Genomic DNA, 21,870 nt, shown 5'->3' with positions numbered 1-21,870 from the left:
TTTCCTTGGGTTGGGGCGGAACCGGGATCTGTTTGTTTTTGACCGGACCGCCAAATATGCTGTGGATCACCGTACACACTAAATACGATTTATGGAACCCGGCGGCGCTGCCAGCAAATTGACGTGCCTCCGGCCCAAAGGGGGACGCTGCGATGACTGATCAACCAGGGACCGCCCGGCACGTCAGCAGGCATTCTGCGATCGTCGAGCGGCTCGGGAGTGACATTACGTCCGGCAAGCTGGCCACCGGATTGGTGCTCCGCTCCGAAGACATGGAGCAGCAGTACGACGTCACGCGATCCGTGCTCCGCGAAGGCCTGCGCGTCCTGGAAACGCTGGGAATGGTGACCTCCCGCCGCAGCGTGGGCGTATCCATCCGCCCCCAATCCGAATGGAACGTTTTCGATCCGCTCGTGGTCAGGTGGCGGCTGAATGGTTCAGGCAGGGCAGCCCAGCTTCGGTCACTGACTGAGCTCCGCTCCGCCGTCGAACCGCTGGCCGCAAAACTCGCTGCCACGCGGATAGCGGCGGAGGACGGCCGCCTGCTGCTTGAACTCGCGGCAGGACTTGAAGTCACGGCCGAAGCCGGCGACCTCGAAGCCTTTCTTCCCCTGGACATCCAATTCCACGCGTTGATCCTCAAAGCGTCCGGCAACGAGATGCTGCTCAACCTGGAATCGGCGATCGGAGAGGTCCTGACCGGCCGGACCCACCACGGGCTGATGCCCGACCGGCCCGAACCAGAGCCGCTGCGCCTGCACCTCGAAGTCGCACGGGCCGTTGTCGCCAGCGAACCCGCGGCGGCACATGCGGCCATGCAACGCATCGTGGACATCGCGGGCCGGGAAATGGATGCAATTTTGGGATAGGGATCCGGAGTGCAGGCGTGAACCCAGGATTCCCTCCCCGGAGGCAGGGGCGTTAGGCCCTGTCGGCGCCCACAGGTCAGGTATCTACTGAAAGGACGGCGGGCCCTGCGTGGCCCTTTACGGCCAACGAGTCGAGCGCATGGTTGAGTCACCCAGCCAGGCGGATCAGGAGCACGTATGAGCGGGCAACATCCACCAGCGCTGCAGTTCCTGGGCGCTACGGACACGGTGACAGGTTCCCGATACTTGGTCCGTTCGCAAAATCACCGGATCCTTGTTGAGTGCGGACTTTTCCAAGGCTATAAGGTCCTCCGTGATCGAAACCGCACTCCGTTGCAGGTCAGCCCGGCGAGTGTCGATGCGGTGGTCCTCACCCATGCCCATTTGGATCACAGCGGGTACATCCCCGCCTTGGTACGCGATGGCTTTCGCGGTCCTGTTTACTCGACACCCGGTACCGCGGAACTGTGTTCCCTCCTGCTCCCGGACAGCGGTTATCTCCAGGAGGAGGAAGCCCGGTATGCGGACCGCACCGAATCGTCAACGCACCATCCGCCCATGCCCCTCTATACCGCTGAAGACGCCGTCCGGTCGCTGGACAGTTTTCAAACCCGGACCTTCGACTCCCCTTTCCTGCTGCCAGGGGGCATCGAGGCAACATTCCTTCCGGCCGGGCATATCCTTGGGGCAGCGCAGGTACACCTCGCACTCGCAGGCCACACCGTGCATTTCACCGGCGATCTGGGACGCAGGAACGACCCCCTGATGTACCCGCCTCGAGGCCTTGGGACCACTAACGTCCTTGTCACCGAATCCACCTACGGCAACCGGACACACCCAGGAGGAAACCCGGAAGCTGAACTCGGCGAAATCATCAGCCGCGTGGCCAAGCGACATGGAGTCATCATGATCGCCGCGTTCGCCGTCGGCCGGGCCGAGACCGTCCTGCTGTACCTCTCCCGCCTCCTGGCCCGGCATGCGATTCCCGCCATCCCCGTATACCTCAACAGCCCGATGGCGATCGACGCCTCCGGTATGTATCAGCGCCACCGCGAGGAACACAGGCTGGCACAGCACGACTTTGAAGCCATGTACAGGGTCGCGAAGCCCATCCGCAGCGCGGACGAATCGAAACTGCTCAACCCCCGCGGCGGACCCATGATCATCATCTCCGCCAGCGGCATGCTCACGGGCGGCCGGATCCTGCACCACCTCGCTGCCTACGGCCCAGACAAGCGCAATGCCATCATCCTTAGCGGATACCAGGCCGGAGGCACGCGCGGCGCAGCACTCGCCGCAGGTGGAAAACACCTCCGAATCTACGGGCAGGATGTCCACATCGAAGCAGAAGTCATCCAGATGGAAGGCCTCTCCGCGCACGCGGACTCCAATGAATTGCTCCAATGGATGCAGGCAGCCCCACAGGCACCAGACATGACCTACATCACGCACGGGGAGCCGGACGCCGCTGACGCTCTCCGTGTCCGAATCAAGCGTCAACTTGGCTGGAAAGTCCGCGTTCCTGAACACCAGGAGACTGTTTCGATCGAAAACCCCCGCTGACACCCGGCCTGCCACGTCCGCCGTGCTGGTTAGCTCAGTGACAGACGCGCAGCCGGCCACTCCACATACTCATTCGTTTTGGGGGCCGGCGGCCGGTTGGCCTCGGCGTTCGATTCTCCGGTGCCTGCTTGACCGTCCCGCACTGCCGCGTACCAGGCAGGCGCCTCTACAGTCCGGCGGCGATGGACCGGAGCGCTTCGAGGTGGTGCTGGTAGGCAGTCCGCCCGGCAGGCGTGAGGGAGAGCCAGGTCCGCGGGCGTTTTCCGACGTAGCCTTTTCGGATTTTGATGTAGCCGACAGCTTCGAGTTGGGCAGCCTGCTTGGAGAGCACCGGGGCCGTCACCTCGATCGTGTCGCGGACGTGGGCGAACTCGGCTTCGTCGACCTGCGCCAAGGCGGCAACGATACTGAACCGGACGGGTGCGTGAATGTGCTCATCCAGCCTGTGCCGGGCATGGTGGCCGGCACTGCTCACCTGGAGATCCAACGGATAGCTGCAGCGGCCACCAAGGCTGGGGCGGCGGCGAGGGCGGCGCCCAGAGCGACCATGGGCCACGTGTTGTCGGCGGATTGGGACGCATGGTTGAGCCAAGGCAGAACGGCGATCAACGACAGGACGAAGGATCCTGCAATGCCTGTCCTTGACCACAATCTCGCCCTTCGAGGGACCGTTTTCGCTGCCCGTTCGATCCACCAGGCAACGAGCAGCCACAAGGCAATGAAGGCAACGGTCTTCACGGCATGGGCCATGCCGCCGGCGAGGATATTCTGACTCGCCATGTAAAAGGCCGTGGTAGCACCGAACACAGCCGTTGCCAGGGCGTGGACCGAACGGTCCCGCTCTGAGGTGATGCTGCGGGCCTGGACGGCAGAGAGCTGCTCACGGGCTTGCTCCGGGGTTGGATGGTTTGTCACGGAAACTCCTCGCTCAGTTGAATGTCTGTCCATCTAAACAAGTAGTTTCCAAATTGGCAACTACTTTCCATTGGGCGTTCGCAGCTCATATGCGGGCTCTAACCAGGAATCAGAGGACGGGCGACGCAGGCACCTCCTCTAATTGCAGTCCTTAAGGGTGCGGGCGATGGAATCATGCTCGGCCGGAGTGACCCAGAGGCTGTACTTGGCCTTGACGGTAGTCTGGCGGGCGACGTAGTCGCAACGGAAGGCTTTGTTCGGCGGCAGCCACGTTGCCGCGTCGCTGTCACCCTTGGCGGCGTTGGTCGGTCCGTCCGCAGCCATGAGGTTAAGCGGGTCGTTGGCGAATTCCTTGCGCCGCTCTTCACTGAGCTGCTGTGCACCTTTCTGCCATGCATCACTGAGTGGAACGATATGGTCGATCTGGACCCTGGAACTCGTGTCCTGGCCGCGGACGAAGCCGATCCTCGAGCCGGTGTACTTGTCGGCCAAGGTGCCGCTGGCAACGACACAGCCATTGGTGCCGGGCTTGAAAGTCTTGTCCAGGAGATCACGCCCAAGAATGTCATTGCGGGTATCACAACCGTTGTGGTCGACGTCCGCCCACGCCGGCCCGAACTCATCGCGGGTATAGCCGGTCTTGGGCGCCCGACCTTTTACTTGGATGGTTTCCAGTTGGGCGAGAGCTCTCGCGGCGTCAACGGAAGCTTCGGCATGCACAGTTGCTCCTGAGGCGATGCCTGGGCCAGGCTGGCCGTCGTCGAAGGCGTGGGCTGTGGCGTCACATCCTGCTAATGACCCACCCAGCAGCAAGACAACGGCGGCCGTTAGGGCTTTGGAAGGCAGAAGGGCGGTTTTCATGGTCCTCTGGATCGCTGGGGGTCATTCCACGCTAGCTTCGAACCACCGCTGCCGCGCGCAACGGCGCCCGTGGTGCCTGCCACACTCGTCGGACCCGCGGTCCCCCGGCAACATCCGCCCAGACACCGTGTTCTCGCTCCCCTGGGCAAGAAACGCCGTGTACGCTGTGGGCCATGACGGCGCCGCAAATCTATGTCATGTTCCCCGGCACGGCGCGTGAAGCACTTGGTTTCTACGCGGACGTTTTCGGCGGCGAACTCTCCTTGTTCACGTACCGGGAGTTCAGCCGGAATGACGGACCACCGGATGCCATAGCCCACGGCGTCCTCTCAGGCCCGGTCGCCGTGGCCGGGGCGGACGCGGCCACCGGCGAGAATGCTGTCCAATCTGAGGGGCTGATGCTCTCGCTGCTGGGAACCGCCGTACCTGCCGTTCTTCACCAGTGGTTCGACAAGCTCGCCTTGGGCGGCAGGGTGGTCGATCCCCTTGGCCCGAAGCCATGGGGCGCGGCGGACGGCCAGGTCATCGACCGCCACGGGCTCCACTGGCTCATCGGCTATGAGACGGCACCCTGAAGCACGCACACCTGTGACCTCGCCTCGTCGTCAGCAGATCGACGCCGCGGATGTCGGTCCGGGAGTTCCATCCGCAGGCCGGTGGGTCGAGACGCTCTGGACACCCGCGCGCCCTGCGGCCAGGCCCCAGTACACTGATCCACACACGATTAATCGGGACAGTACCTGAAGGATGGCCAAGAGATGACGGACAAGCTGCGCCTCACCCCGGACGACGACTTCCCGGAGGATCTGGAAGTGATGACCGATAACGATGTTCAGGTACTGGACAGCAGGATCCAGCGACAGCTCGATCATGAAATCGTCACTACGGGCGAATCGGATCCCGAAACGGAATTCCGCCACTACGAACTCGATGATGAGTTCACAGAACGCGGCAAATAAACCCGGTAGGTAGACATGCGGGGTTTGCGCTTTAACCAGGCGGTCTCGAAGGCGGCGGTTCTGGTGCCCAGGCATGTCGTCGTCACCGACGACGACCCGTGTCACGGGTGCGGCAAGCCCGTCATTCGTAGTCGATGGCGCGGCCTTTGGCGAGGGTTTCGGCCCACCACTTGAGCCCTTCGGCGAGAGCTTTGAGCCGGGGCTCGATAGGCTCGAAGACGCTGAAGTCAGCAGGGTCTTTGGATTTCAGTGCCGGGCGTATGACGTCAGGCAGGATGTGCACGGCCTGGCGGATGGCTGCCATGTCAAGTTCCACGGCCACCAGTCGGAGTTGTTCGATCACCCGGGCTCCCCCTACGCCGCCCCAGCCGACGAAGCCAACAGGTTTGCGCTGCCACTCGATGAAGGTGTGATCGATGGCGTTCTTCAACACTGCGGGGTAGCCGTGGTTGTATTCACCACTCATGATGACGAACCCGTCCGCTTCATCAAGTTTGCGGCCCAGCGCCGCGATTGCCTCGGTTGGGTAGTCACGCCTGGTGACGGACGGCGGTTTTTGGTCGAAGAACGGCAGCGGATAGTCGCGGAGATCCAGCAGTTCCACGTCCAACCCGTGCTCCCGCAGCCGCTGCTGCACCCAAGGGGCGACACGTTCGCTGAAGCGGCACGTCCTGGTTGTTCCCATGATGACCTGGATCCTGGTCATTGGCGCCTCCTGGCCGTACTCCCACTCATTGAAGAAACGCCGGCGCGGATGCCGTTATTTCATCACGGTTACCACCGCGCCGGCCAAGTGGTGAACCCTCCCTCGGATGCCACCGCCGACGGCGCCCTGGAGAGACGGCCGTCTTCGGCGTGCCCGAGAAGCGCCAGGCGGTGTTCATTCCCGATGGGCTGATGCTTCGAGACAGGGCTGTTGTAGGTATCGGCGCCTGTCAGACACCGCCCGCGTGTCAAACCCGGAATTGTACGGAGATCTCCAGTTAACTCCCCCAAAACAGATTAGGGAGGCAGGACAATAGCTATACGCGCCAAATGATCCTTAGAATTGGCGGACCCAAAAGCGGCCTTTCATGGCCCCAATATCCAGGTTTTCCCATCCGCCGCAGGGAGTGCAGGGGCTCCCCACCGAATTCAGCTCGTCATTAATTGCCAGGAGGCAACAATGAATTCGCTCCCCCGCAAAATCGCAAAGTTTCTCTCGATGACCGCATTTCTCGCCCTGGTCATATCCGGCTGCAGTTCGCAGCCCGCCACACCTGCCAACCAAGGGCCACCCGCCGGCCCAGCAACCTCTGCCGCTCCCACGGCGGATTCCGCAACGATCCCAGCGACCACCACGGCCCAACCGCAATTTGAAACTCCCACGCCGGCCGCCACCCCTACAGCGCAAAGGCAAACCGTCACCCCCACGGCTCAACCGCCAACCGCCACAGCAACTGTCAGTTGCTCAAGCACCGACAGGCTTAACCCGGGCCATTGCATCGAGAGCGACCCATTGGGTGATGCACCGCTCGGTGCTGCGCCTCCGCAAAGCCAGGTCATCCCGGGTAGCGACTACTCGTACACCGTGGAGCAGTACCTGAATTTCGTTATGGACGATGTAGGAAACCAATGGGCGAAGTGGTTCCCTTCAGTTGGCCTGCCTCAACCGTCCGTATACTTCATCCTCATCGAGCCAAATACGACAACCACGAGCAAATGCTTCACCGTGCCCCTCACCAGTGATCATCCGAACTCTTATTACTGCCCCAAGGACAGCGACAGCCAACATGACGGGACAATTATTCTCCCCGTCACGACCTTCCAGAAGATGTGGACAGGGGACGTCTTCGAACGCAACAGCAAGACCAAGGGTGACTTTGCTGCCGCCATACTTGTGGCCCACGAGTTCGGCCACCACGTTCAGAATGCGATCCAGCTGGGTTACAACAAATTGCATCCGGAATCGCCAATATCGGCCGCACCGCAAGGAAAAAACATTGAACTCATAGCCGACTGCTTCGCAGGCAATTGGATGGCCACTGCCTATTACGAAGGGCTGCTGGAGCCAGGTGACTACGAAGAAGCCATTGCCGGCCTGGAGTCCATTGGCGACACACTCCCCGGCGGAACGGCCCCGCACGGCTCGGCAGACGAACGGAAGGCGGCGCTCTTGACCGGCTACAACGGCACGGCGGAGACGAAATCGGGCGATCCCCTCGCCTGCATCTCCACCTACTGGAAATAGGGGGCTCCCTCGGCTGCTCGCCACCGTGTCGTCGAGGGTGCCTGGCCTGGGAGGATCCGGTCCCCCAGTGGAACCCAGTAGATCGTCAAAGCCCTGGGACTGGAGTGACGGCGCATCTTGTAATACAAGTTGTCAGCTTGTATTATATGTGAGCGGGGTAACGTTGCCCCCTTTCCCAGGAGTGTCAATGAGTACTGTCGATCTGATCCGGCACGTCAAGCTGTCCACCGCGCGCCTGCCGCTCACTGTTCCCATCAGCGACGCCAAAGTCTTTACCGGCCGGCAGAAGCCCATGACCGAGGTGGTCTTCCTGTTCGCCGAGATCACCACCGAACTCGGGCATTCGGGCATCGGCTTCAGCTACTCCAAACGGGCCGGCGGACCGGCACAGTACGCCCACGCCAAAGAGGTCGCCGTGGGCCTGATCGGCGAGGACCCCAACGACATCGCCAGGATCTACACCAAACTCCTGTGGGCCGGGGCCTCCGTGGGCCGCTCCGGCGTCGCCACCCAGGCCCTGGCCGCCGTCGACATCGCCCTGTACGACCTGAAGGCAAAACGCGCGGGCCTGCCCCTGGCCAAGCTCCTGGGCTCGTACCGCGACTCGGTGCGGACCTACAACACCTCCGGCGGCTTCCTGAACGCCACCCTCGAAGAAGTCAAGGACCGGGCCAGCCGGTCCATCGAGGAAGGCATCGGCGGCATCAAAATCAAAGTAGGCCTGCCGGACAGCACGGAAGACCTCCGCCGGGTCGCCGGCATCCGGGACCACATCGGCCCCGACGTCCCACTGATGGTCGACGCCAACCAACAGTGGGACCGCGCCACAGCCCTGCGCATGGGCCGCCGCCTCGAAGACTTCAACCTGGCCTGGATCGAAGAACCGCTGGACGCCTACGACTTCGAAGGCCACGCCCACCTCGCCCACGTCCTGGACACCCCCATCGCCACCGGCGAAATGCTCGCCTCCGTCGCCGAACACAAAGCCCTGATCAACGCCAACGGCTGCGACATCATCCAACCCGATGCCCCACGCGTCGGCGGCATCACCCAATTCCTCCGACTCGCCGCCCTCGCCGACGAACGCGGCCTGGGCCTAGCCCCGCACTTCGCCATGGAAATCCACCTCCACCTCGCCGCCACCTACCCCCGCGAACCCTGGGTAGAGCACTTCGACTGGCTCGACCCGCTGTTCAACGAACGCCTCGAAACCAAAGACGGCCGGATGATCGTCCCGGACCGCCCCGGCCTCGGCATCACCCTCAGCGACCAAGCCCGCGCCTGGACAACCGAAAGCGTGGCCTTCGGCGCGTAACTGCCGCTCCGGGCGCGCACGGTTGCCGGCGCCCACAGAACCCACGCTTGCCGCCGTTCGCGCCCACGGCGACACGGCCGAAGCACACAACGCTCCGGCTTCCCCCTGCGGCACACAGCGCAGCACCGACAACTAAACCCACGAGTGTTCGGATGTCCCGGCCCGGCCCACTGACGCCGCAGTGAACCCGACCCCCGCGCTTTTTTCACGATAAGGAACGTCGATGTCCAATCCCATCATCCAATCCACCACCCAGGAAGCCGGACCAGCACGTCCTGCACGCACCAAGTCCCATACACGGTTCCTTGTGCTGGGGCTGATCTTCTTCGTCACGGTAGTGAATTACGCAGACCGCAGCAGCATGTCCATCGCGGGAACAGACATGACCAAAGAACTCGGGATGACATCAGTCCAGCTCGGGTTTGTTTTCTCAGCCTTCAGCTGGGCCTACGTCGTCGGGCAGCTTCCGGGCGGATACCTGCTGGACCGGTTCGGAGCCAAAAAGACCTACGGGCTCAGCCTCGCGCTCTGGTCCGCGGCCACTCTCGTGGTGGGCTTCGTCGGCCTTATCTCCACACCGGTTCTGGTATCGGTGGGCATCCTGTTCGCCCTACGCCTGTTCCTCGGGCTTGTGGAGGCCCCTGCCTTTCCTGCTAACGCACGTATTACCACCATGTGGTTCCCCACCAGCGAGCGCGGTCAAGCCACGGCAGTATTCAACTCCGCCCAGTACCTCGCCACAGCGATGTTCGCCCCCATCATCGGTTGGATGACCTTCAGCTTCGGCTGGCGCATCGGGTTCTACGTCCTGGGCGCCCTTGGCCTGGCCATGGCCGTCGTCTGGTTTCGCTGGATGAACGTCCCCTCAAGGCACAAACGCGTCTCCGCCACAGAAATCGAATCCATCCGGGCAGGAGGAGGCCTGGTCGACCTCGACGAATCGGCAACCCTCTCCCAGCGGAAGGCGACAATCACCCGGTCCCAGTTCAAGCAGCTCTTTACCAGCCGCATGTTTTGGGGTCTCTACGTGGCACAATACGCCGTCAACGCCCTTACCTATTTCTTCATCACCTGGTTCCCGATCTACCTGGTCAGCAGCAGGCACCTGAACATCATGCAGGCCGGTTTCATCGCGGCCATCCCCGCCCTCGCAGGCTTCGCTGGCGGCATACTGGGTGGATTCATCTCCGACCTCCTCCTACGCAGGGGAGTCCCCCTCACGGCGGCACGGAAAATTCCGTCGGTTGCCGGCATGGCACTGGCCATGCTGATCATGCTCTGCCCATTCACCGACAGCACTCCCCTCATCGTGACGCTCATGACTCTCGCATTCTTCGGTAAGGGGGTTGCGGCACTGGGCTGGGCATTCGCCACCGACATGGCCCCCAAGGAAGCCAACAGCGTCTCCGCCGCCATCATGAACGCCTTCGGCAACATCGCCGGCATCGTGACCCCCATCGTCATCGGATTCGTCATCGCGGCCACCGGGAACTTCGACGTCGCCCTCTGGTTCGTCGGCGCCCACGGAGCCGTCGCTCTGCTCGGCTACCTCATCATGGGCAAGGTACAGCGGCTCGAATTCACCCACGACAAAGCACAGAACTAAACTCCCCTGGCGCCCAAGCCCGACTCGCCGAAGAGAATGCCGCAAGATGACTCGTGCCACGGGTTCCTCTTCGCCGCTGCTTCCTTCAGGGTTCGACTGGATCGCTCACCCAAATCACCTGGCTGCCTTCAGAGAACGCATATGACTATGCCTCCACGACAGGCATGAACACTGAGGTCACGAGCTCGGCTTCGGGCGTTTGGCTCGGATCGTTGCGATAAATGTTGAAGTGGTGCGTCGCGAGGTCGTCATCTTCCCTGGCCGGCCGCCAATCGTTCTCGGCCATGAACGCTGCGATCGCTTCATGTGCCCGGGGAATCGCATCCGTGTACGGCCCGGTGACTGTAGCGGCCACCACGCGACGTGCGGGAAAGTGCAGCACGCTCAGTGGCTCCGCGGCCTCGGTATCGGGCGCTACCTCAAGGAAGACCGACTCGTCGACGTCATGCTCGCGGTATTCACCGTCGTGTTCGATGCACCCGCCAGCCCCCGTGACGCGAATCCCTTGGGCTGAGATCTCAGGCGTGAACCGGGCCCATAGTTCGCCCTCGGCAGTGTAGTCGGGCACCCTCCCGCGAAGGGTGATGAGGGTTTGCTCGGGCAACGTGGTGAGTTGGGCCGAGATGGTAGACATGGCGTCCTCCTGACGTTGTTGGTCCAGCATTCGTTCAATGATTACGAGCCGTCGCAGGGCGGCTGACGATTCCTCGGCAAGGGCCGCTCGCTGAGCGGACAGGGCTTGTGCGTAAGCGGGGGTCCCCGGGCAGCAAGGAGCGCCCCTATGGCAGACACACCAAAGCCCACGTCCCTGAGCCGCCGGATTTCGCTTGCCTCGCGGAGCTGGTCGTGGGCATACCAGCGGTAGCCGGTGGCTCGATCGACAACAGCCGGAGCGAGGACTCCGTTCGCGTCGTAATGCCGCAACATCCTGACACTGATCCTGCTGAGCGAGGAGAAGTGGCCGATGGGCATGAGCTTTGAGATATCGGTCATGCCTCTGATTCTCCGCGCTGACATCGTGTCAGAGTCCATTTTCTCGAAGACTCATTTGACGGCGCGCTGCGACCGACCAGCCGGGGTACCGACCAAAAGTAGCCTAAGTCCATCTCTCTTGGGCTACCCGCGCCGATGCTGCCACTGCCAGGCGTGCCGGAACATGAGGCCCATCGAGGTTCTCAGGGCTACCGGCTATAGCGACGAGCCGCCGGGACGCCCGTCCAGGGCTGTACGCGACCCCGTTCCAGTCAACGACAGGCTGGCACGTATCTCACGAATACGGTGCCGGGATTGGGAAATCTGCCATTCCCGGCAACACCCCCATGCAGTGGGCGACGGCGTACATGTGGAAAAACCCTTTGACACCAAACCGCTAACGCGGGTAACTTAGATCACGCACCAAGGTAACGCGAGTTACTAATAGAAAGACCAGACCACTAGCGGCCAAGGTCCAGTTAGAGAGAAGACTTCTGGAGCATCCAATGGCGGACACCGCCTCCCAAAGCCGGGCACGGAACTTCTCAGACATTGCTTCGCCAGGTAGCTATTGCTGCACACGGGGCGCCAAGGAGCCTCGTAGACGTGGGTCTTTAGGAACAAACACTTAGGAAGTTCATCAACCTATGCAGCAGGACAGCCGACCACTGCCATCCGGCAGTAATCGACTGTCCAGTACTAAGACGCTCTTCGGTCTGACCGCGAAATCAACATCGAAGAGCAAAGCCCAACCCACCCTTCACCTTGCTGATGAAGACAGGAAGAGACAGCTCATCATGACACAAACCAGATTCTTTCTTCAGGTCGAGCCAGGCGCTCTCCCCACGCGATGAACCTGAGAGCACCCCGACTCCTGCAATTGCAGCCAGTTCGATTTCGCGGTGCTCCCTTTACGCCAACACACGCCCGCTCCACAGGTCCGCGGACCTCAGTCACGGCCATGAAAAGAGAACAAATGAACAGCATTACCACCACCGTTGAGACCTACAGGCCGGCCATGCACTTCGCCGCCAAAGACACGTGGCTCAACGATCCGAACGGGCTTGTCTTCCACGAGGGCACCTACCACCTGTACTACCAGAACAACCCCTTCGGAAACGTCCATGCCAATATGTCCTGGGGCCATGCGACTTCTGCTGACCTGGTCAGCTGGACGGAGCAACCGGTAGCGATTCCCTGTGATGACGACGAGGAAATCTACTCCGGCAGCATTGTGGTTGACGCCGAAAACACCAGCGGATTCGGCGCGGACGGTAAGGCTCCCCTGGTGGCCATCTACACCAGCGCGTACAAGCCGGGCTCCCTCCACGAGGGCACGCAGGCGCAGTCCCTCGCGTGGAGCACGGACGGCGGATACTCCTGGACGAAGTACGCCGGCAACCCGGTCCTGACCCGGAACTCGCCGGAATTCCGGGATCCCAAGGTCTTCCGCTACGACGGCTCTTCGGGCAGCTATTGGGTCATGGTGGCGGTGGAGGCCCATGAATTCACCGTCCTGCTCTACCGCTCACAAGACCTCAAGAGCTGGGAATATCTCAGCACCTTCGGCCCCGCCAATGGCACGGGAGGCATCTGGGAATGCCCGGACCTTTTCGAGCTGCCCCTGGACGGTGACTCCTCAGCCATGAAATGGGTCCTGACGGTGAACATGAACCCCGGCGGCCCCAACGGCGGGTCCGCAGGGCAGTACTTCGTGGGAGAGTTCGACGGCGTCACGTTCAGTTCCGAGACAACCCTCACCGCGGGGATGCAGGACCCTGAGCGCGTACCCGACTACCAGTGGCTGGACTGGGGCCGGGACTACTACGCCGCGGTCTCGTTCAGCAACGTCCCGGACGGCCGGCGGCTGATGATCGGGTGGATGAACAACTGGCAGTATGCCAACCACATCCCCACCTCGCCCTGGCGCAGCCCCATGAGCCTGGTCCGGGACGTGTCCCTCGTTTCCGTGAACGGGCAACCCCGGCTCCTGCAGCGCCCCGTACCGGAGGCGAGGGCAACTTCGACACCCGGTCCCGAGCAGCGGCTGGCCCTGAACGGCCCCGCAACCGTTGAGGGCGGCACTGCGGTACAGCTTATTGACATCACCTTCTCCCCTGGTGACGCCGAGGAGTTCGGGCTTGTGGTCAGAGGGTCAGCGGACGGGACGGTCGGGACACGAATCGGGATCCACGCCGGCAGCGGGGACCTGGTCGTGGACCGCACCCACTCCGGCGACACCGACTTCCACGAAGCCTTCGCCTCCACCAGCCGCGCCCCCATTGCCGCAGCCAAGGATGGCAACTACCGCCTGCAGATCTTTGTCGACCATTGCTCAGCGGAGGTCTTCGGCAACGATGGGCTCGTCTCGGTGACCGAACTGATCTTCCCGGATCAAGCCCAAACTTCCCTCACTCTCTACTCCACCGGCGGCACAGCCGACGCAGTTTTCCAACTCACCAACTTCGAAAAGGCTGATGCCTAATGGAATACCGCAAATTGGGAACCTCCGGCCTGTACATCAGCGAAATCGCCTACGGAAACTGGGTGACCCACGGCGAGCAGATCGACCAGGCCGCTGCGACGGAATGCGTCAAACAGGCACTGGAGTTGGGCATCACCACCTTCGACACTGCCGATGCCTATGCCGGAACCCGGGCGGAGGAAGCTTTGGGTGTGGCGCTCAAGGGAACACGCCGTGAAAGCGTGGAGATCTTTACCAAGGCCTACTTCCCTACCGGGGATGGCCGGAACGACCGCGGCCTGTCCCGCAAGCACGTCATGGAGTCCATTAACTCCTCGCTGCGCCGGCTCCAGACTGACTACGTGGATCTCTACCAGGCGCACAGGTATGACTACGAGACTCCGCTGGAAGAGACCATGCAGGCTTTTGCCGATATTGTCCGGGCGGGGAAGGCACACTATATCGGAGTGTCGGAGTGGACGGCGGACGAAATCCGCTCCGGCGTTGCCCTTGCCAGGGACCTTGGGGTCCAGCTCATCTCCAACCAGCCGCAGTATTCCATGCTGTGGCGGGTCATCGAACCGGAAATCGTTCCCCTGAGCGAGGAACTGGGCATTGGCCAGATCTGCTGGTCTCCGCTCGCCCAGGGAGTCCTCACCGGCAAATACACCCCCGGCGCGGCGGCCCCGGAAGGCTCCCGCTTCCGAGGCGACAACGGCAAGCTGAAGAATGACCACCGCTTTCTCAACGAGGACATCCTCATCCGCGTCCAGAAATTGAAGCCCCTGGCCGAAGAGAGGGGACTGTCCATGGCGGCTTTCGCGGTTGCATGGGTACTCCAAAACCCCAACGTCTCGGCAGCCATCGTGGGAGCATCCCGGCCCGATCAGCTCGTGGACAACGTCCGTGCCGCAGGAGTGAAACTCGACCAGGAAATGCTCCTGAGGATCGATGACATCCTCGGCCCCGTCATCGAAAGAGACCCCGGGAAGGTCGAGTCCTTCAAGGACCGCCCCTAACAGCAGCAGCTGAAGAAATGTATTGACACCATCTAGTAACGCGGGTAACTTAGATCACAGCCCGAAAGTAACGCGAGTTACTAGGCTTAGATTCACCCCATTGCCTCCGTATTAGCACGGGCAACCCCAGCTCAACGAAGACCTCTGGAGCATTCAATGGCGAAGACCACCTCCCCCGACAAACCCGGCACTGCCCGGCAGCGTGGCGTCACCATGAATGACGTAGCCAAGCATGCCGGAGTATCCCGGACAGCTGTTTCATTCGTGCTGAACAACCGTGAAGACGCCAGCATCTCGGAGGAGACCCGGGTCCGCATCGCTGAGGCGGTTCAAGCTTTGGGCTACCGTCCAAATGCCGGGGCGAGGGCGCTGGCATCCCAGCGCAGCGATTGGTACGGGATCGTCACCGAGATCGTCACGGCCCCATTCGCCGTGGACATCATCAAAGGTGCCCAGGACCAGGCCTGGAGTGACGGCCGGTTCCTCCTGATCGCCCCGTCGGACCAGGGTGATGCGGCCGGCCCCAACCAGGGGATGGAGGATGCTGCTGTGGAAAAGCTGCTGGAGCAGCGGGTGGAAGGCCTGCTGTACGCCGCAACCCACCACCGTGGCGTCCATGTGCCCCCCAGCGCGCACGAAGTGCCCACGGTGCTCGTCAACTGTTTCGACCTGGACGGGAAGCTGCCCTCAATCGTCCCTGACGAACGCGCGGGCGGACGGGTCGCCGTCGAACGCCTCCTCAAGGCCGGCCACACCAAGATCGGTGTGATCAACCTGGACCCCCGCATCCCGGCAGCTGTTGGGCGTTTGCAGGGCGTCCGGGAGGCCTTGGCCGACGCCGGCCTGGAGCTTGATCCGGAACTCGTGGCGGCCGGGTATGCGACGGCAGACGGAGGCTACGACGCTGCCTGTCAGATCCTTGACCGGTACCCGGCCAAGGACCGGCCCACCGCCCTGTTTTGCCTCAATGACCGTATGGCCATGGGGGCTTACGACGCCATCAAGGAACGTGGCCTGGCCATCCCCGGTGACATCGCCGTGATCGGCTTCGACAACCAGGAACTCATCGCGGCCTACCTCAGGCCCAAGCTGACCACTGTTGCGTTGCCGTTCGAAAAGATGGGCGCTCTGGGAGTCCAGACGCTCGCCGCCCTTACAGCCGGACAGCCGATCACTGCCAGTCAGCAGTTGGTCGACTGTCCGCTGTTAGAACGCTCTTCGGTCTGACCGCGAAATCAACGTCGAAGAGCAAAACCCCAACCCACCCTTCACCTTGCTGATGAAGACAGGAAGAGATAACCCCATCATGACACAAACCAGGTTCCTCAAGTCCGCCCGCATTGCCGCGGCCGGACTGGCGGTAGGCGCGATGCTGCTGACCGGCTGCGCCGCCACCGGCAACAAGTCCGGCGGCACCGACGCCGCAGCCAACGCCAGCGCGTTCCTCACCATTCCCCGTGAAGACATGGGCACGTTCGTGCAGAACTTCAACCCGTTCGCGCCGACCGTCAACCCCATGGTCCAGCAGTCCATCTACGAGTCCCTCCTGGTCTTCAACCCGGCCAAGGGCAATACGGTGCCGTGGCTGGCCACCGACTGGAAGGCCGCGGACGACGGTAAGTCCATCACGTTCACCCTGCGTGATGGTGTGAAGTGGTCCGACGGCCAGCCGTTCGTTGCCGACGACGTCGCGTACACGTTCGAGCTGCAGAAGAAGCTGAAGGGCGGCTACGAGTATCTCGACGGCGTGACGGCGCAAGGCAACCAGGTCACCTTCAACTTCAACAAGCCCTGGTCCCCCGCCCTGTACGACGTCGGCCAGCTCAGCATCCTGCCCAAGCACATCTGGTCCGCGCTGGCCGATCCGGAAAAGGACGCCAACGCCAAACCTGTGGGCACCGGACCGTACACCGAGGTGGACAACTTCCAGGCCCAGTCCTTCGTGCTGAAGAAGAACCCCAACTACTGGCAGCCGGACAAGCAGAAGATTGCCGGCATCAAGATGCTCGCGTTCGCCGGGAACGACGGCGCCAACCTCGCCGCCGCCAACGGCGACGTGGACTGGGCGCCCCAGTACATCCCGAATATCGAAAAGACCTTCGTCTCGAAGGACAAGGACCACCGGCACTACTGGTTCCCTCCGACCGGTGCCATGATCAACTGGCAGCTCAACACCACCAAGGCGCCCTTCAACGATGTTGATGTCCGCAAGGCGCTGAGCATGGCCGTGGACCGGGACCAGGTCACCAAGATCGGCATGAGCGGCTACGCGCAGCCGGCCGACTGCACCGGCCTCTCCGGCAACTACGAGACCTGGAAGAACACCCAGGTCAAGGACAACTGCACGTGGACCAAGCACGACGTCCAGCAGGCAAACGACCTGCTGGACAAGGCGGGCTACCCCAAGGGCCCCGACGGCAAGCGCACGCTCAAAGACGGCAAACCGTTCGAGTTCAAGATTTCCGTGGGTGCTACCTCGTCCGACTGGCTCTCTGTGGCCAACGTGATCTCCCAGACCCTGGCGGAGGTCGGCGTAACCGCGAAGGTGGACTCTCCGGACTGGGCTGCCGTGGTGGCAGGGTACGAAAAGGGTGATTTCGACTCCGGCATCGTCTGGAGTGCCAACGATCCCAGCCCGTACAAGTACTTCAACACCACCATGGGCTCCGCATCGGTGAAGCCGGTGGGCACCAAGGCCTCTGATAACTACCACCGTTTCGGCGACCCCAAAGCTGATGCCCTGCTGAGCGACTTCGCTGCAGCGACTGACCAGTCCAGGCAAAAGGATATTGCCAACAAGCTGCAGGAAGAATACAACGACGCCGCACCAGTGGTGCCGCTGTTTTCCGGCCCGGAATGGGGTGCATACAATGACACCCGCTTCACCGGCTGGCCCACGCAGGACAACCCCTACGCCACCCTCTCGGTTCGCGCACCCACCACGGTTCTGGTGCTGACCAGCCTGGAACCGCGCAAGTAGTCCCCCGCCCCTGAGGCCCATCTGGCCCTCAAGACACCACACGCCCGACGGCCTGGCACATGCCATCAGCCGGCCGTCGGGCGTACCCACAATCTTGACCACTCCCGAATTGGAGGGAAACCGTGCGCTTCATCCTGCGCCGACTGGGTTTCTACCTGATCGCCTTCTGGGCATCCATTACCCTGAATTTCCTGCTCCCCCGCTTCATGCCCGGGGACCCCGTATCACGCATGTTTGCCCGCACCCAGGACAGAATGCAGCCCGAACAGCTCGAAGCCCTGCGCAAGCTGCTTGGCGTGGACGACCGGCCCATCTGGGAGCAGTACGCCGGCTACCTCCAGAACATCCTCACCGGACAGATGGGGGTATCGATTACACGCTTCCCCACCCCCGTCACCGAAGTCATCTCATCCCAAATCGGCTGGACCCTCCTGCTTGGCGGAACCGCGCTGGTGATTGCCGCCGTCGTGGGCAACCTGCTGGGCATCCTGGCAGCCTGGCGCCGCGGCAGCGCCCTCGACTCTGCCCTGCCTCCCGTGCTGGTCTTTATCGGATCGTTCCCCTACTTCTGGCTGGCAATGGGCGCTCTGTACCTGTTCGGCGTCGTGCTCGGCTGGTTCCCCATCCGCCACGCGTTCACCGACGGCCTGGAGCCGGCGTTCACTGCCGAGTTCATCGGTGACGTCGGCGCCCACCTCGTGCTACCGGCGCTGACCATCGTGCTGGTCTCCATCGGTGGCTGGATGTTGGGCATGCGGAACACCATGATTGCCACGAACTCCGAGGACTACATCACCATGGCCGAAGCCAAGGGCCTGCGCCCCGGACGGATCATGCTCCGCTACGCAGCCCGGAACGCGATGCTGCCCTCGGTGACCAGCTTCGGCATGGGCCTGGGCTTCGTCGTCGGCGGCGCCCTCCTGACCGAGGTGGTCTTCGCCTACCCCGGCGTCGGATACCAGCTCCTCAACGCCGTCCAAGGCCTCGACTACCCGCTTATGCAGGGCCTGTTCCTGACCATCACCGCCGCCGTGCTGCTGGCGAACTTCCTGGTGGACATCCTCTACGTCCGCCTCGACCCCCGCGTGCGCAGCAACTGAGCAGTGCGTACACAGTAACCAAGGGACCGACCATGACCAGCGTTATCCTCCAGCAGCCAACTGAAGCAAAAGCTGCCCGCAAAACCAACCGTGGTTTCATCCACGGACTCATCACCAACAAGAAGGCCATGACCGGCATGGGCATCATGCTCGTCTTCATCGTCCTGGCCCTGGCCGCGCCGGTACTGTTCCCGGACGACCCCTCCCGGATCACCGGGATGGCCTCACAGGAACCAGACAGCGAACACTGGCTCGGAACCACCGCCAAGGGCCAGGACGTTCTCGCCCTGACCATCCACGGCGCCCGAAGCTCCCTGCTCGTAGGGCTTACCGTCGGGTTCGCATCCACCTTCATCGGAATCCTCGTTGGCCTGGCATCAGCCTATTTCGGCAAATTCATCGACGAAGCACTGTCGCTGCTGACCAACGTCTTCCTCCTCCTTCCCGGCCTGCCGCTGCTCGTCATCCTGGCCGCCTTCCTGCCCCCGGGGCTGGGCACGGTCATCCTGGTCCTCACCGTCACGGGATGGGCCGGATCAGCGCGCGTACTCCGGGCACAGGCCCTGTCCATCCGATCCAAGGACTTCGTCGCTGCCGCCGTCGTCTCCGGTGAGCGCGCCGGCCGCATCATGTTCCGCGAAATCCTGCCGAACATGGCATCGATCGTGATGGGAACACTGCTCGCCTGCGTCATCTACGGCATCGGGGCCCAGGCCGGCCTCGAATTCCTTGGACTGGGTGACGTCAGCACTGTCTCCTGGGGCAACAACCTCTTCTGGGCCGGAAACGAAGGCGCCCTGCTCACCGGAAGCTGGTGGGTCTTCATCCCCTCCGGCCTCTGCATCGCCCTGGTCGCATTCGCCCTGGCCCTCATCAACTACGCCGTCGACGAAGTAACCAACCCCCGGCTGAGGAAGATCCGCAAACCCGCCACCACCGAAAGGGGCGCCGCACAGTGACCGTCTCCCAAACCTCCTTCGGCTCCCATGAACCGGTCCTCGACGTCAAGAACCTCACCGTCAAATACGTCGGCGACTCCCGCTCGACCACGGCCGTGAACGACGTCTCCTTCAGCATCGGCGCCGGTGAGGTCTTCGGGCTGGCCGGCGAATCCGGTTGCGGAAAATCAACCATCGCCAACTCCATCATGCGGCTGCTCAAGGCCCCGGCGAAGATCGCCGCCGGCAGCATCTCCTTCGGCGGCAAGGACGTCCTCGCCATGAACCAGGACGAGCTGCGCCGTTTCCGCTGGCAGGACGTCGCCATGGTGTTCCAGTCCGCCATGAACTCGCTGAACCCCGTGCTCACCATCGGGGAACAGATGGCTGACATCTTCACCACCCACGCCGGCTACCCGCGCAAAGAATCCCTTCGACGCGCGGCGCAGCTGCTGGAACTGGTCCGCATGGACCCCGCCCGCCTCAAGTCGTACCCGCATCAACTCTCCGGCGGCATGCGGCAACGCGCCGTCATCGCCATGGCTGTCGCCCTGAAGCCGTCACTGCTGATCCTTGACGAGCCCACCACCGCACTGGACGTGGTGGTGCAACAGGAGATCATGGCCCAGATCAAGGATCTGCAGCGCGAACTGGGCTTCTCCGTCCTCTTCATCACGCACGACATGTCCTTGATGGTGGAACTCTCCCACCGGATGGCCGTCATGTACGGCGGCCGGATCGTGGAAACGGCCAAAGCCCACGACATCTACACCGCCCCAGGACACCCCTACACCCAAGCCCTCATGGGCGCGTTCCCGCCGCTCACCGGCCCGCGGATCCCGCTTAAGGGCCTGCCCGACGGCGTGAAGTTCCGGAACATCCCGGACCTCGCCGAAATTGCGCCCGGCCACTTCGTGGCACCGTTTGATGCCGACGCCGAAGCCGCCGTCCTTGAAGGAGCAGCACAATGAGCCACGCCGTCCACTCCCCGGCACGGCCGGATGTTTCGTCCCTGGCTCCGGCCCTGGAGGTGCGCGGACTTGGTAAGTCCTTCCACATCGGCGGCCTGTTCTCCAGCCAGGCGGTCCGGGCGCTCCACGGTGTCGACCTGACCATCGGTCGCGGAGAGATCGTGGCACTGGTCGGCGAATCCGGTTCGGGCAAGAGCACCCTGGCCCGCTGTGTCGCCCGGCTCGAGAAACCGAGCGAAGGGGCCATCCTGGTCGACGGCGTCGACGTCCTCAAACGTGACCGTTTCCAGGCCTCACGGGAGTTCCGGTCCCAGCTGCAAATGGTCTTCCAGGACCCCTTTGGCTCACTGAATCCCGCCCACCGAATCGAGCACTTCCTCCGCCGGTCCCTCACCATCCACGGCAAAGGCGGCACCCGCCAACGCGGTTCCGGAGTGCAGACCAGGCGCCGTCTCGAAGAGCTCATGACCACCGTCGGGCTTCAGGCCGACATGCTCGACTCCTACCCCCATGAGCTCTCCGGCGGGCAACGTCAACGGGTCGCGATCGCGCGGGCCCTGGCCGTGGAGCCAAACGTCATCCTCGCCGACGAACCGACTTCCATGCTGGACGTTTCGGTCCGCATCGGCGTGCTGAACCTGATGCGGAAACTGCGCGATGAGCAGGGCATTTCCATGCTCTACATCACCCACGACCTCGCCTCCGCCCGGTACCTGGCGGACCGGACGGCCGTCATGTTCGCCGGCGAAATCGTGGAAGAAGGTGAATCACTGGACCTGCTGGCCAACCCGGCCCACCCCTACACCCAATTGCTCGTCTCAGCCGTCCCCGACCCGGCGCGGGCCGGATCCTACGACCCCATCCACCGCGCCCAGCTCCGGCAAGCCGTCATGGCTTCCGCCGGCTGCGCCTTTGAGAACGACCCGGAGCAGCGCTGCTCATCCAAGGAACCCGTCCGGCACCAGGTGGGCGACCCCCTGAACCGCCACTGGGTCCGCTGCCACCTCTACCGCCCGCGCGCCGGCGCCGGCGGCCATGCATTGGCGACAGAACCGGAGCCTGGAGACTGACGTTCCCGTTTCCACGTCCAAACATCAACATTCACGCC

At 62.8% G+C, this 21,870-nt stretch carries 21 protein-coding genes; 15 read left to right on the top strand and 6 right to left on the bottom strand.

What is annotated here, in order from left to right; all coding sequences use genetic code 11:
* The first annotated feature begins 152 nt into the window (after nucleotides 1-152).
* The gene (locus AC4EEV_RS00320; RefSeq protein ID WP_109044676.1) at nucleotides 153-869 is read left to right on the top strand and encodes a FadR/GntR family transcriptional regulator; all 717 of its coding nucleotides are present in this window, start codon (nucleotides 153-155) and stop codon (nucleotides 867-869) included.
* 177 nt (nucleotides 870-1,046) lie between these two features.
* Nucleotides 1,047-2,432, top strand: coding sequence for an MBL fold metallo-hydrolase RNA specificity domain-containing protein (locus tag AC4EEV_RS00315; RefSeq protein WP_491329894.1), 1,386 nt, complete (start codon nucleotides 1,047-1,049; stop codon nucleotides 2,430-2,432).
* A gap of 166 nt (nucleotides 2,433-2,598) precedes the next feature.
* Here AC4EEV_RS00315 and AC4EEV_RS00310 read toward each other — a convergent pair whose 3' ends face one another.
* From AC4EEV_RS00310 to AC4EEV_RS00300, 3 genes are all read right to left on the bottom strand, one after another.
* On the bottom strand, nucleotides 2,599-2,907 hold the full coding sequence (locus AC4EEV_RS00310) for a winged helix-turn-helix domain-containing protein (protein WP_491329893.1): 309 nt from the start codon (nucleotides 2,905-2,907) through the stop codon (nucleotides 2,599-2,601).
* Nucleotides 2,904-3,347, bottom strand: coding sequence for a hypothetical protein (locus AC4EEV_RS00305; RefSeq protein ID WP_491329892.1), 444 nt, complete (start codon nucleotides 3,345-3,347; stop codon nucleotides 2,904-2,906). Before AC4EEV_RS00305 ends, AC4EEV_RS00310 begins: the two co-directional genes overlap by 4 nt.
* A gap of 138 nt (nucleotides 3,348-3,485) precedes the next feature.
* Entirely contained in the window at nucleotides 3,486-4,208 is a 723-nt protein-coding gene (locus AC4EEV_RS00300; RefSeq protein WP_109044679.1) for an HNH endonuclease family protein, read from the bottom strand.
* A gap of 173 nt (nucleotides 4,209-4,381) precedes the next feature.
* Here AC4EEV_RS00300 and AC4EEV_RS00295 point away from each other — a divergent pair, with 173 nt between their 5' ends.
* Together AC4EEV_RS00295 and AC4EEV_RS00290 are read left to right on the top strand one after the other, a co-directional pair.
* On the top strand, nucleotides 4,382-4,783 hold the full coding sequence (locus AC4EEV_RS00295) for a VOC family protein (protein ID WP_018761175.1): 402 nt from the start codon (nucleotides 4,382-4,384) through the stop codon (nucleotides 4,781-4,783).
* Nucleotides 4,784-4,966: 183 nt separating this feature from the next.
* Nucleotides 4,967-5,167, top strand: a complete 201-nt coding sequence (locus AC4EEV_RS00290) for a hypothetical protein (RefSeq protein ID WP_018761174.1) — start codon at nucleotides 4,967-4,969, stop codon at nucleotides 5,165-5,167.
* Nucleotides 5,168-5,288: 121 nt separating this feature from the next.
* On the opposite strand, the gene AC4EEV_RS00285 is transcribed toward AC4EEV_RS00290, so the two are convergent.
* Nucleotides 5,289-5,873: an NADPH-dependent FMN reductase gene (locus AC4EEV_RS00285; RefSeq protein WP_491329891.1), complete on the bottom strand. Its 585-nt coding sequence runs from the start codon at nucleotides 5,871-5,873 to the stop codon at nucleotides 5,289-5,291.
* A gap of 459 nt (nucleotides 5,874-6,332) precedes the next feature.
* Between AC4EEV_RS00285 and AC4EEV_RS00280 the strand changes: the two genes are divergently transcribed.
* From AC4EEV_RS00280 to AC4EEV_RS00270, 3 genes are all read left to right on the top strand, one after another.
* Nucleotides 6,333-7,397 carry a neutral zinc metallopeptidase gene (locus AC4EEV_RS00280; protein ID WP_491329890.1) on the top strand — a complete coding sequence of 355 codons (1,065 nt, stop codon included), beginning with the start codon at nucleotides 6,333-6,335 and terminating at the stop codon, nucleotides 7,395-7,397.
* Nucleotides 7,398-7,584: 187 nt separating this feature from the next.
* Entirely contained in the window at nucleotides 7,585-8,712 is a 1,128-nt protein-coding gene (locus AC4EEV_RS00275) for an L-talarate/galactarate dehydratase (RefSeq protein ID WP_491329889.1), read from the top strand.
* Between the two features lie 223 nt (nucleotides 8,713-8,935).
* Nucleotides 8,936-10,318, top strand: coding sequence for an MFS transporter (locus tag AC4EEV_RS00270; protein WP_491329888.1), 1,383 nt, complete (start codon nucleotides 8,936-8,938; stop codon nucleotides 10,316-10,318).
* Nucleotides 10,319-10,463: 145 nt separating this feature from the next.
* Here the strand turns inward: AC4EEV_RS00270 and AC4EEV_RS00265 are convergent, their stop codons facing one another.
* Entirely contained in the window at nucleotides 10,464-10,952 is a 489-nt protein-coding gene (locus tag AC4EEV_RS00265; RefSeq protein ID WP_461841096.1) for a GyrI-like domain-containing protein, read from the bottom strand.
* A 41-nt stretch (nucleotides 10,953-10,993) separates the two neighbouring features.
* Nucleotides 10,994-11,311 (bottom strand): MerR family transcriptional regulator, encoded by a 318-nt coding sequence (locus AC4EEV_RS00260; RefSeq protein WP_491329887.1) that lies wholly within the window; start codon nucleotides 11,309-11,311, stop codon nucleotides 10,994-10,996.
* A gap of 955 nt (nucleotides 11,312-12,266) precedes the next feature.
* Between AC4EEV_RS00260 and AC4EEV_RS00255 the strand changes: the two genes are divergently transcribed.
* The 8 genes from AC4EEV_RS00255 (at nucleotide 12,267) to AC4EEV_RS00220 (ending at nucleotide 21,832) form a co-directional block, all read left to right on the top strand.
* Nucleotides 12,267-13,775, top strand: coding sequence for a glycoside hydrolase family 32 protein (locus AC4EEV_RS00255; RefSeq protein ID WP_491329886.1), 1,509 nt, complete (start codon nucleotides 12,267-12,269; stop codon nucleotides 13,773-13,775).
* A complete protein-coding gene (locus AC4EEV_RS00250; RefSeq protein ID WP_491329885.1) occupies nucleotides 13,775-14,773 on the top strand; it encodes an aldo/keto reductase family protein in 999 nt (332 codons plus the stop codon). The genes AC4EEV_RS00255 and AC4EEV_RS00250 overlap by 1 nt, the downstream gene beginning before the upstream one ends.
* A 156-nt stretch (nucleotides 14,774-14,929) precedes the next feature.
* Entirely contained in the window at nucleotides 14,930-16,000 is a 1,071-nt protein-coding gene (locus tag AC4EEV_RS00245) for a LacI family DNA-binding transcriptional regulator (RefSeq protein WP_018763804.1), read from the top strand.
* A 79-nt stretch (nucleotides 16,001-16,079) separates the two neighbouring features.
* A complete protein-coding gene (locus AC4EEV_RS00240) occupies nucleotides 16,080-17,753 on the top strand; it encodes an ABC transporter substrate-binding protein (protein ID WP_491329884.1) in 1,674 nt (557 codons plus the stop codon).
* A 122-nt stretch (nucleotides 17,754-17,875) separates the two neighbouring features.
* Nucleotides 17,876-18,853 carry an ABC transporter permease gene (locus tag AC4EEV_RS00235; protein WP_018763806.1) on the top strand — a complete coding sequence of 326 codons (978 nt, stop codon included), beginning with the start codon at nucleotides 17,876-17,878 and terminating at the stop codon, nucleotides 18,851-18,853.
* Nucleotides 18,854-18,885: 32 nt separating this feature from the next.
* Complete coding sequence (locus AC4EEV_RS00230) at nucleotides 18,886-19,812, top strand: ABC transporter permease (RefSeq protein WP_491329883.1); 927 nt, start codon at nucleotides 18,886-18,888, stop codon at nucleotides 19,810-19,812.
* Nucleotides 19,809-20,762, top strand: a complete 954-nt coding sequence (locus tag AC4EEV_RS00225) for an ABC transporter ATP-binding protein (RefSeq protein ID WP_491329882.1) — start codon at nucleotides 19,809-19,811, stop codon at nucleotides 20,760-20,762. Before AC4EEV_RS00230 ends, AC4EEV_RS00225 begins: the two co-directional genes overlap by 4 nt.
* Nucleotides 20,759-21,832: an ABC transporter ATP-binding protein gene (locus tag AC4EEV_RS00220; protein WP_491329881.1), complete on the top strand. Its 1,074-nt coding sequence runs from the start codon at nucleotides 20,759-20,761 to the stop codon at nucleotides 21,830-21,832. Before AC4EEV_RS00225 ends, AC4EEV_RS00220 begins: the two co-directional genes overlap by 4 nt.
* Nucleotides 21,833-21,870: the final 38 nt, after the last annotated feature.

The organism is Pseudarthrobacter sp. MOO14 (genome assembly GCF_058267675.1).
The sequence above is the reverse complement of the archived record's forward strand: the minus strand, read 5'-3'. Positions and strand labels throughout refer to the sequence as shown.